The following is a 9,465-nucleotide window of genomic DNA, read 5'->3' on the forward strand; positions in this document are numbered from 1 at the left end:
GCGGGGGCCGGGCCGGGCACGTCCTTGCCCACGAACGTCGGCGGTTCGGGCACGTCGACCGGGGGCGCCGCGGCGAGGTCGCCGTCCGTTCCCACGAACGTCGGCGGCTCCTCGGAGCCAGCCGCAGCGGAGGCGACCGACGCGGACGCGCCATGGAGCATGGGCGGAGCAACGAGCGGGCTGACGCGAGCGATGGGCCGGAGATCGAGGACGGTCCGATCCTCGGGCTCCTCCGGATCGAGCAGCGGTGGCGGTGCTTCGTGCGGCGGGGGCTCGTCGAGTGGCGGCGTGGCCAGGGCCGCGGGGATCGCCATCAGCGTGCGCTCCTCCGGCTCATCCGTGTCCCCGAAGGGCAGTTCCGGAGGAGCCGCCGGGGGCGCCGTGAAGGTGGGTTCCGGCGCATCCATCGCGGAGATCGCCATCAGCGTGCGCTCCTCCGGCTCGTCCGGATCCACCGGGGAGAGGCTCGCCGGGGGCGCGACCAGTGGAGAGAAGGCAGTGGCCCGCGATGCCGGCGGCGGCGGCATGAGCCCGGGAGGCGTCAGCACGGGAAGGCCGGGAGCCACGGGCGCGGGACCCACCGCACCGCGCGTCGGGGACAGCACGGGAGGCGTCAGCACCGGGGGCGCCGCCGCACGGGGCGGGGACGCAGCGGGAGGCGCGAGCGCCGGAACCGAGGGCAGCAGCGGCACCGAGGCCACCGCGTTCCTGGACGCGGGCATCTTGCCACTGGTGGATGCAGAGGCCGCGCTGGACGCGGGCGACTTCCCATTCACGGACGAAGATGCCGAGGCCCCTTCCCCACCGGGCGCGGGCGGCACCGGGGCGCCAGCGGCATCACGGGCCGAGGGGGCCTTCGCCGCGGCGGCCACGCGCGAGGCGGCGCCCCCCAGGGAGGGACGATTCAGCGCGGGAGCCCCGACTTCGGGCAGTCCTGGAACAGCCTTCTTCCGCGCGGGTGCGGCAACCCCGGACGCGGGTGAAGGACTGGCCTTGCTCGACGCGGAAGCGCCGACCGCGGCAAGGCCTGGAGCGGAAGTCCTGCTCGGCGTCGTTGCACTGGCTTCCGGAAGGCCTGGAGCGGAAGTCCTGCTCGACGCGGAAGCGCCGACCGAGGGGAGGCCCGGAGCAGAGGTCCTTTGGGACGTGGCGGCCCCGACCGAAGGAAGGCCCGGAGCAGACTTCCTCGCCTGGGAAGGCGCCCCGACCGTCGGAATGTCGGAGGCCTCCGGCTCCATCGGCGGAGGCACCGTGGGCCCGGACACCACCGGAGCAGCAGGCCGCTTCAACGCGGGCGCCGCCGACATCGGCATCGCGGGCGTCGCGGGGCCTCTCGCCGCGGGCATCCCTGCTCCGGGACGCTGCGCGGGCATGGACTGCTGGTAGCTCGTAGGCGCCGCTTCAATCTCCGCGAGCGAGGCCTGCTCCATGCCCTGCGGAGACACCTGCGCGTGCGGTGGCGCGAGCGGCCTGCGGATGGGCCGCGTGAAGTCGTCGTCATCCTCCGGCGGCATCCAGACGAACGTGAACTCCACCGGGCCGACAGTGAGGCGGTCCCCGTCGCGCAGCTGCTTCTCGCTCCCGAGCGGCTGCCCGTTGAGCTGCGTGCCGTTGGCGCTGCCCACGTCCTCGGCGAAGTACCGCCCGTCCCGCGCGGTGATGCGCGCGTGGCGCCGGGAGACACCGTGGTCGTGCAGGACCAGGTCGTTCTCCGAGGTCCGGCCGATCTTCACTTCGGCCTGCTCGAAGGCGAGCTCCCGTCCGACCTGGAGCCCCCGGGTGATGGTGAGCAGGATGGGCAGAGGACTAGCCCCCGACGTTGCCGAACATGAACTGGAACACGATGGGCCCGAAGAGCACCATGAACACCGTCGGGAAGATGCAGGCGATGAGCGGGAAGAGCATCTTCACCGGCGCCTCACCCGCGAGCTTCTCCGCGCGCTGCGTGCGGTCGATGCGCATCTGCGTGGACTGGATGCGCAGCACCTTGCCCAGGCTGGTGCCCATCTTGTCCGCCTGGATCAGCGCCGTGACGAACGTCGTCAGGGGCGGCAGGTCCACGCGCGCGATCATGCTCTTCAAGCCCTCTTCACGCGTCTTGCCCATCTTGAGCTGCTTGAGCACCAGCTGCAGCTCCTCGCGCAGCGGCCCCTGCCGGCCCTTCTCCACCACCTTCGCCAGCGCGCCCGTGAAGTCCATGCCCGCTTCCACCGACAGCGTCAGCAGGTCCAGGTTGTACGGAAGCGCGCGGCTGATGGCCAGGTGACGGCGCTTCACCTGGTCGTTCAACCAGATGAGCGGATAGAACAGGCCCAGCAGCATCACCAGCAGCGACCAGGCCAGGTTCATCCCCAGGCCGTTGATGACGAAGAGGCCCGCCAGCAGGGCCAGCACGGCGCTGACTTCCTGCAGCGCCATGATGTCCTCGGGCTTGTACTGGGACGGCTCGCCCGCCTTGATGAGCTTGCGGCGCGTCTTGGACTCGTAGCCCGGCCACATGAAGCGCCGGTTCATCGAACCGAGCTTGCGGATGGCGACGGAGCCCACGCCCTTCACGCCGCCCGCGGACTCGTCGCGAACCTCCGTGAGGAAGCGCTCGAAGACGTTGTGGTAGAGGCCCACGCCCAGGAACGCCACCGCACCCGCGGTGAGCAGCGCCGAGCCGCCGATCAGGAAGGTTGTCAGGATCTCCTGCACGGTGCGCCTCGATTCAGATGTCGATGTTGACGATGCGCCGGATGATGAGGATGCCCATGATCTCCATGATGGCGATGATGGTCACCAGGACGTAGCCGAAGATGTGGTTCAGCATCGGCTCCATCAGGTCGGGGCGCATGTAGTTGAGCACCATGCCCAGCACCAGCGGCATGGCCGCGACGATCCACCCCTGCAGCTTGCCCTGGGACGTCAGGGCGTCGATCTTGCCCTCCAGGCGGAAGCGCTCGCGGATCACCGTGGAGATCGTTTCGAACATCTCCGCCATGTTGCCGCCCAGCTGGCGAGCGATGTTGGTGGACACCACCACCAGCTCCAGGTCGTCGCTGCCCACGCGGCGGCCCATGTTGACGAGCGCCTCTTCCAGCGGGACGCCCAGCTTCACTTCCTTCACGAACAGGCCGAACTCCTGAGACAGGGGCGGCATCGCCTCGCGCGCGACGTGCTCGATGGCCTGGGGGAACGTGAGGCCGGCCTTGAACGCATTCGCCATGGCCTGCAGCGCATCCACCAGCTGGACGTTGAACTTCTTGATGCGGCGCTTGCGGTAGTGCTTCACCAGCAGCATCGGCAGGAAGAAGCCGAAGATGGTCGCCAGCACCGCCAGGATGGGGTTGAAGACGATGTAGCTGAGGATGCCCAGGAGGCACATGCACGCGATGTTGAGGATCAACATCTGCCGCGCGTCGATGAAGAGGAACATGTCGCTCAAGTCGTTCATCGACTTGGCGACGTAGCGCTCCTGGTACTGCTCATACGCCTTCGACAGGACGCTGAAGATCACCAGGCTGAAGAAGAACACCGAGCCGGTGACGAGGAGGAGGACGATACCTGCGAGCATGGGCGCGAATCCCCGGAGGATGAGGGAGGGGGGTGGAGGGCCGCTCCGACCGCAGCGGCCCTGCGCGGCGGACTACGGAGCGCCGGCCGAGGCCTTCTCGCTGCCGCTGCCCTTGATGATCTGGATGATCTCCCGGCGCTTCTGCTCCAGCACGCGGGTGCGCTCGCCGGACAGCAGCGTGCTGATGGTGGCGCGGCCGCGCTCCTCGATGAGGTCCACGTCGTCCTCGTTGCGCAGCGACAGGGTCAGCTGCCCCAGCTCCGCCGCGAGCACCAGGATCTCCGCCTCTTCCGGCAGCACCATCAGCGACACGTTGCTGTAGTCGCGCTGGTTCTCCGGGATGAGGTTGATGTTCGTGGTGCCGGTGATCTTGCCGGTGGCGACCACGATGATGTTCTGCAGCAGCGTCACCGCGACGTTCTCATCCGTCTGCGGATCGCGGAACGTGCCGATGATGTCCACGTGGTCGTTGGGGCGGATCCACCCGCCGACGGCCGTGGTCGTCTTGGCCTCGATGGTGATGGCGCGCGCCTTCTTCTGCACCTTCGTCGACAGGCGCTCGGCGGCCTTCGTCGTCTCGAACTGGCTCCAGAGGATGGGGTCGCCCGCCTGCAGCGCCACCAGCACCTTCTGGTTCACGATGTAGTTGGCGGAATCCGGCTTCACCACCGACGAGGTGACGAACTGCTCCGGGACCGAGCGCTGGGAGATCATCTCGTACGTGATGACCGTCCCTTCGGGCATGTCCTGGCCCGCCACCACCACGGGCACCAGGTTCCACCCGCGACGCACATCGGATTCCTTCTTCTTGATGGCCGAGTAGGCCACGATGCCGGCGAGCAAACCGAGCACCAGCGCGACGACGAGCGGGGTCTTACCCTTCAACATGGTTCAAGGTCCTCCAGAACGGTGGGGCGCCGTCGTGGCGGCAGGACAGCTTTGACGAGGGGGCGATGCCAGGGCGCGAACGAGAGCGGATGTTAGCCCTGCCACAGAGCAGGTGTCAAAACCACCTCTCGCGACAAAGCGGAATCCCAGGACACCCGGGGGCCGCGGCGCCTGCTCACCCCTCATGGAGGGCGGCGCGAAACGCGGCCGGATCCGCTCAGGTCCCCTCAGGGGAACGGCAGGTTCAGCACGAAGTAGAACGAGTCGTAATAGATCTGGTACGCCTCGAGGAACAGGTCGATGACGTTGGTCTGCCGGTCGTCGGTCCAGCGGACCTTGACCGTGGCACCGATGACCAGCGCCACGAGCAGCAGCCAGTTGATCACCGAGTACTCCACCATGGCCTGGCCACGACGGGCCCGGCGCAGGGAGCGCGGCGGTGACTTCCGGGGGGGGTTCACGGGGGGATGATCCACGTCCGGCCTCATGCTCCCAGTATCCAGGACCTCCGGCCTTCACGCATCGGTCATGTGGACCGTCCCCCCCCGTGCGGGAGACGGGACGGACCGCGTGCCGCCCTCCCCTACTGCGCCGGGGTGGCCGGAGCCGGGGCCAGCTGACGCAGGCGGCGCTGCGCCACCTGGGCCGCGGCGGAGCCGGGGGCCTCGGAGATGATCTGCTCGCAGACCTCCGCGGCCTCGGTGCTCCGGCCTTGAGCGTACTGCGACTCGCACAGCCGGGAGAGCAGGGACAGCCGTTCGCTGCCACGGGCCCCGGCCGCGAGCGCGGCGCGCAGGAACTGGGACTCTCGCGCACGGTCGCCCTGATCCGCGGCGTCCTGGGCCTGGCGGGCCAGGTCGCGCGACGTCGTCGCGACGGCGCGGGCCGACTTCTCCACGGCTTGGGGTTTGGCGACCTCCTGGAGGGCTGCTTCCATCGGCGGCTCGGCGGCGGCGACGGCGCCCTTACCCGGGGCCGGCTGTTCGCGGCGCGGGGCGCTGGTGGCGGCGGGCGCCTTCGGCGCGGCGACCTGGGCCGGCGGCGCGGAGGCTGGCGGCGGTGGAGGCGATGCGGCCCTATCCGCGAAGAGCGCGTCGTCTTCGGAGGCAGCTCGCCCGGAGGCCGACGCACCGCCCAGCCGCAGCGCACCGCTCACTTCCTGCTTCATGGCCTTGTCGTTGCCCGCGCTGTCACGGTCCAGGCTCTCCACCGGGGCGGGCGCTTCCTTCGCGAGCGCGGAGGGGCCCGCCTTCAGCTCGTTGGACGACGCCGCGCCGGTCGCAACCCCTTCCGCCTCCTCCTGCGGGAAGGAGGGCATCTTCTTCTTCGCGCCCAGGCTCCCCGCGCTGCGCCGCTCCAGCATCGCGCCGCCGCTGCCCGCGTTCATCCAGTCCGACGGCCGGTTGCCGCCACCGCGGCTCTTGGGGGCCGCCTTCATCTCATCCATCCGGGAGCCCAGCGGTGCCCCTGCCACCGGCTCCTCGTCCTTCGGCATCGCCGCGGCAACGGGTGCGGAGGGCGCAGGGGCCGGCACGGCCTGGGCTTGCGCGGAGTCGCCGTACACGTCCTTCTTTGCCTTGAGCGGCTCCTCGCGCAGGGCCTTCGCGCTCAGCTGCGGCTCCAGCTTGACGCTCTTGTTGACCTCCAGCGTCAGGATGCCGAACGTGCTCACCGTGGCCAGTCCCACCGCGGGCAGGAGCCAGCGGCGCCAGCGCGAGGGCTTCGGTTCCGGACCGGCGGCGGCGCGGCGCGCGGACTGCTGTGCGTAGGCGAGGAGCGACTCCAGGCCGGCGTCCGGCGCGGGCTCCACTGACAGGTGCGCCATCGTGGAGCGCACGCCGCGGATGTCCGACAGCGCCTTCGAGCAGCGCGCGCAGCCCTGGACGTGCTGCTCCAGCGACTGGGCCTCCGACGGAGGCAGCTCGCCGTAGGCGAAGTCGAGGAGCCGGTCCTCGTGCGCATGCGCATTCTGGGCACTCATCCCGCCACCGTCCTTCCATCCTCCGACAGGTCGCCATCCACGCCCAGCTCTCCCAGGCGACGGCGCAGTCCCTCCAGCGCGTAGCGCATCCGGCTCTTCACCGTGTTCTCGGACACGCCCGTCACCTCGGCGATCTCCTTGAACGGGATGCCGCTGTATTCACGCAGCACGAACACCTCGCGCTGCTCTTCCGGCAGGCCCAAGAGGGCCCGCTCCAGCAGGGGCCGCAGGCGCGCGTTGTGCGCCCCGCGCTCCGGGCTGGCCCCGGAGTCCGGCAGCCCCTCGCCCAGGGGACGTCCCTCGTCCCCGTCGACACCGGCGACGGGGGCTTCCAGGGACGACGTCTGGCGGTAGCTCTCTTTGCGCGTGCTGTCCACGCAGAGGTTCCTCGCGATGGTGTACAGCCAGGTCGTGAACCGGGCCTTGGGCGCATACTCCCGGGCGCTGCGAACCACCTTGAGCCACGTCTCCTGAAGCACGTCCTCCGCCCTCGCCCGGTTCCCGACGAAGCGCAGGATGAAGTTGAACACCGGCGCGCGGTGCTTCCGCATCAGCGTTTCGAACGCGCGCGCGTCCCCCGCCTGGAAGGCGAGCATCAGCCGCTCGTCTGAGGTTTCGGGTACCAACTCTCCCCCAGTGCCGTGAAGCCACGGGTGCCATCCCCTTCCCGCCCTGTTGCCTGTAACGGACAGGCACGCGGGAAAGGTCTAATCCGGCCGTGGTCGCCGGTAAGTGGCGAGAATGACAGGGACCGCCACCCCTGTCACCAGAAGCGCCTGCGCCAGCAGCACGGCCGGCAGCGGGCGCTGCACGTGGATGTACAGCGAGCGGCCAAGCCCCGCGCCCAGGAGCACACCCGTCAGCGTGCGCACCGCGTTGTGGCCGGACGCCGGACGGAAGCGGCCCACCGCCCAGTCCACCAGCGCCGGCAGCGTGAGGCCGAGGCCCACCGGCACGTCCCACGCCCACGTGAGCGGCGCCTTCAGGGCGAACAGGCCCAGGAAGACGGCGGCGAGCACCGGATACGTGCCCAGGCAGCGCGCGCAGACGCGCACGCCCGCGAGCACGTACGTGCGGTTGTACTCATCCGCGTGATGGTGGCTGAGCCAGAACACCGGCACCTCCGTCGGACGCGGGCTCGGAGCGCTGCGAATCCCCTTCCGCCAGGAAGCACGCGGCGGCGTGGCCTCCGCCCAGCGGATACAGCGGCGGCGCCTCACGCCGGCAGCGCTCCATCACGTAGGGGCAGCGCGGGTGGAACGCGCAGCCGGTGGGAGGGGACAGGGGCGAGGGCGGCTCGCCCGGCAGGAGCAGGCGCGTGGGGGGACGCTCCGGATCCGGCACCGGCACCGCGGACAGGAGCGCCTGCGTGTACGGGTGGCGCGGACCCGCGTACAGCGCGCGCGACGGCGCCACCTCCACGATGCGGCCCAGGTACATCACCGCCACGCGCGTGGACACGTACTCAACAATCTTCAGGTCGTGCGCGATGAAGACATAGGTGAGCCCGCGCTCGCGCTGCAGGTCCACCAGCAGGTTGACGATCTGCGCCTGGATGGAGACGTCCAGCGCGCTGATGGGCTCGTCCGCCACCACCAGGTCCGGACGCAACGCGATGGCACGTGCAATGCCGATGCGCTGGCGCTGCCCGCCGGAGAACTCGTGCGGGTAGCGGTGCCGGGCCTCGCGGGGCAGCCCCATGGCGTCCAGCAGCGCCAGGACCTCCTCCTCGCGCGCCGCGCCCTTCGCGAGCCCGTGGATGGCGAAGGGCTCCGCGAGGATGTCCCCCACCGTCATGCGCGGGTTGAGCGACGCGTACGGATCCTGGAAGACGAGCTGCATGCGCCGCCGCAGGGGACGCAGCTGGCGCTGGGACAGCCCGGTCAGCTCCCGCCCGTCGACGCGGATGGAGCCGGCCGTGGGCTCCAGCAAGCGCAGGAGCGCGCGCCCCAGGGTGCTCTTGCCGCAGCCGCTCTCCCCCACCAGCCCCAGCGTCTCGCCGCGCGCGACGTCGAAGGACACCCCGTCCACCGCGCGCACCGTGCCGCGCGTGCGCCCGAGCCAACCGCCGCGCACCGGGAAGTGCACCTTCAGGTCGCGCACCTGGACCAGCGGTTCGCTCATGGCGCGGGCACCGGGTGGTGGCAGGCGGCCCACTGGCCTCCGCGCTTGGGCTCCAGCGCGGGCGTGACGCGGGCACACAGCTCCGTGGCGCGGTCGCACCGGTCGCGGAACGCGCACCCGGATGGCAGCGCGCCCAACGAGGGCACCATGCCGGGGATCGCCTTCAGGCGCCGCCGCTCGCCCTCCACCGCCGCGCCCGCGTCATGCAGGGACGGGATGGAGCGCATCAGGCCCGCGGTGTACGGGTGCGCGGGCCGGGCGAACAGCTCGCGCACCGGGGCCTGCTCCACGATGCGGCCCGCGTACATCACCACCACCGCGTCGCAGCTGCCCGCCACCACGCCCAGGTCGTGGGTGATGAGCATCACCGCCATGTGGCGCTCGGCCTGCAGCCGCTTGAGCAGTTCAAGAATCTGCGCCTGGATGGTGACGTCCAGCGCCGTGGTGGGTTCGTCCGCGATGAGCAGCGCCGGGTCGCACGCGAGCGCCATGGCGATCATCACGCGCTGGCGCATGCCGCCGGAGAGCTGGTGCGGGTACGCGTCCACGCGCTCGCCCGGGGCCGGGATGCCCACCTGCCGCAGCATCTCCACCGCGCGCTCGCGGGCCTGCGCCCGGGACGCCTTCAGGTGCAGCCGGACGCCTTCGCCAATCTGCTCGCCCACGGTGAACACCGGGTTGAGCGACGTCATCGGCTCCTGGAAGACCATGGCCACGTGCCGGCCGCGCACGCGCCGCATCTCCGGCTCCGGCAGGCGCAGCAGGTCCTCTCCCCGGAACCGCACCTCACCCTCGATGATTCTACCGGGCGGCTGGGGAATGAGCCGCATCACCGACAGCGCCGTGAGGCTCTTGCCGCAGCCGCTCTCCCCCACCACCCCCAGCGTGCCGCCCGGGGGAACGGAGAAGGACACCC

At 70.6% G+C, this 9,465-nt stretch carries 10 protein-coding genes; all 10 read right to left on the reverse strand.

What is annotated here, in order from left to right; genetic code table 11:
- Nucleotides 1–1,733 (reverse strand): FHA domain-containing protein (locus D7V97_RS45465; RefSeq protein WP_233583406.1); only part of this gene is annotated, 1,733 nt, incomplete at its 3' end.
- Between the two features lie 73 nt (nt 1,734–1,806).
- Complete coding sequence (locus D7V97_RS34355) at nt 1,807–2,697, reverse strand: type II secretion system F family protein (RefSeq protein ID WP_120614846.1); 891 nt, start codon at nt 2,695–2,697, stop codon at nt 1,807–1,809.
- A 13-nt stretch (nt 2,698–2,710) separates the two neighbouring features.
- Nucleotides 2,711–3,556, reverse strand: coding sequence for a type II secretion system F family protein (locus D7V97_RS34360; protein WP_120614847.1), 846 nt, complete (start codon nt 3,554–3,556; stop codon nt 2,711–2,713).
- A 72-nt stretch (nt 3,557–3,628) separates the two neighbouring features.
- Nucleotides 3,629–4,444 carry a Flp pilus assembly protein CpaB gene (gene cpaB, locus D7V97_RS34365; RefSeq protein WP_120614848.1) on the reverse strand — a complete coding sequence of 272 codons (816 nt, stop codon included), beginning with the start codon at nt 4,442–4,444 and terminating at the stop codon, nt 3,629–3,631.
- 227 nt (nt 4,445–4,671) lie between these two features.
- The gene (locus D7V97_RS34370; RefSeq protein WP_147445093.1) at nt 4,672–4,905 is read right to left on the reverse strand and encodes a hypothetical protein; all 234 of its coding nucleotides are present in this window, start codon (nt 4,903–4,905) and stop codon (nt 4,672–4,674) included.
- Between the two features lie 122 nt (nt 4,906–5,027).
- Complete coding sequence (locus D7V97_RS34375) at nt 5,028–6,425, reverse strand: anti-sigma factor (protein WP_120614850.1); 1,398 nt, start codon at nt 6,423–6,425, stop codon at nt 5,028–5,030.
- On the reverse strand, nt 6,422–7,051 hold the full coding sequence (locus D7V97_RS34380; RefSeq protein ID WP_199729034.1) for an RNA polymerase sigma factor: 630 nt from the start codon (nt 7,049–7,051) through the stop codon (nt 6,422–6,424). Before D7V97_RS34380 ends, D7V97_RS34375 begins: the two co-directional genes overlap by 4 nt.
- Before the next feature lie 81 nt (nt 7,052–7,132).
- Nucleotides 7,133–7,540 carry a DUF2085 domain-containing protein gene (locus D7V97_RS34385; protein ID WP_120614852.1) on the reverse strand — a complete coding sequence of 136 codons (408 nt, stop codon included), beginning with the start codon at nt 7,538–7,540 and terminating at the stop codon, nt 7,133–7,135.
- Complete coding sequence (locus D7V97_RS34390) at nt 7,509–8,549, reverse strand: ABC transporter ATP-binding protein (RefSeq protein WP_199729035.1); 1,041 nt, start codon at nt 8,547–8,549, stop codon at nt 7,509–7,511. The genes D7V97_RS34385 and D7V97_RS34390 overlap by 32 nt, the downstream gene beginning before the upstream one ends.
- Nucleotides 8,546–9,465 (reverse strand): ABC transporter ATP-binding protein (locus D7V97_RS34395; protein WP_147445094.1); only part of this gene is annotated, 920 nt, incomplete at its 5' end. The genes D7V97_RS34395 and D7V97_RS34390, both read right to left, overlap by 4 nt.

This window comes from Corallococcus sp. CA053C, assembly GCF_003611675.1.
In the GTDB taxonomy this organism is placed as follows: Bacteria; Myxococcota; Myxococcia; order Myxococcales; family Myxococcaceae; genus Corallococcus.

Excerpts from the sequence above, each read along its gene's own strand:
- D7V97_RS34360 (WP_120614847.1), bottom strand. The coding sequence starts at position 3,556 with ATGCTCGCAGGTATCGTCCTCCTCCTCGTCACCGGCTCGGTGTTCTTC.
- cpaB (WP_120614848.1), bottom strand. The coding sequence starts at position 4,444 with ATGTTGAAGGGTAAGACCCCGCTCGTCGTCGCGCTGGTGCTCGGTTTG.
- D7V97_RS34375 (WP_120614850.1), bottom strand. The coding sequence starts at position 6,425 with ATGAGTGCCCAGAATGCGCATGCGCACGAGGACCGGCTCCTCGACTTC.
- D7V97_RS34390 (WP_199729035.1), bottom strand. The coding sequence starts at position 8,549 with ATGAGCGAACCGCTGGTCCAGGTGCGCGACCTGAAGGTGCACTTCCCG.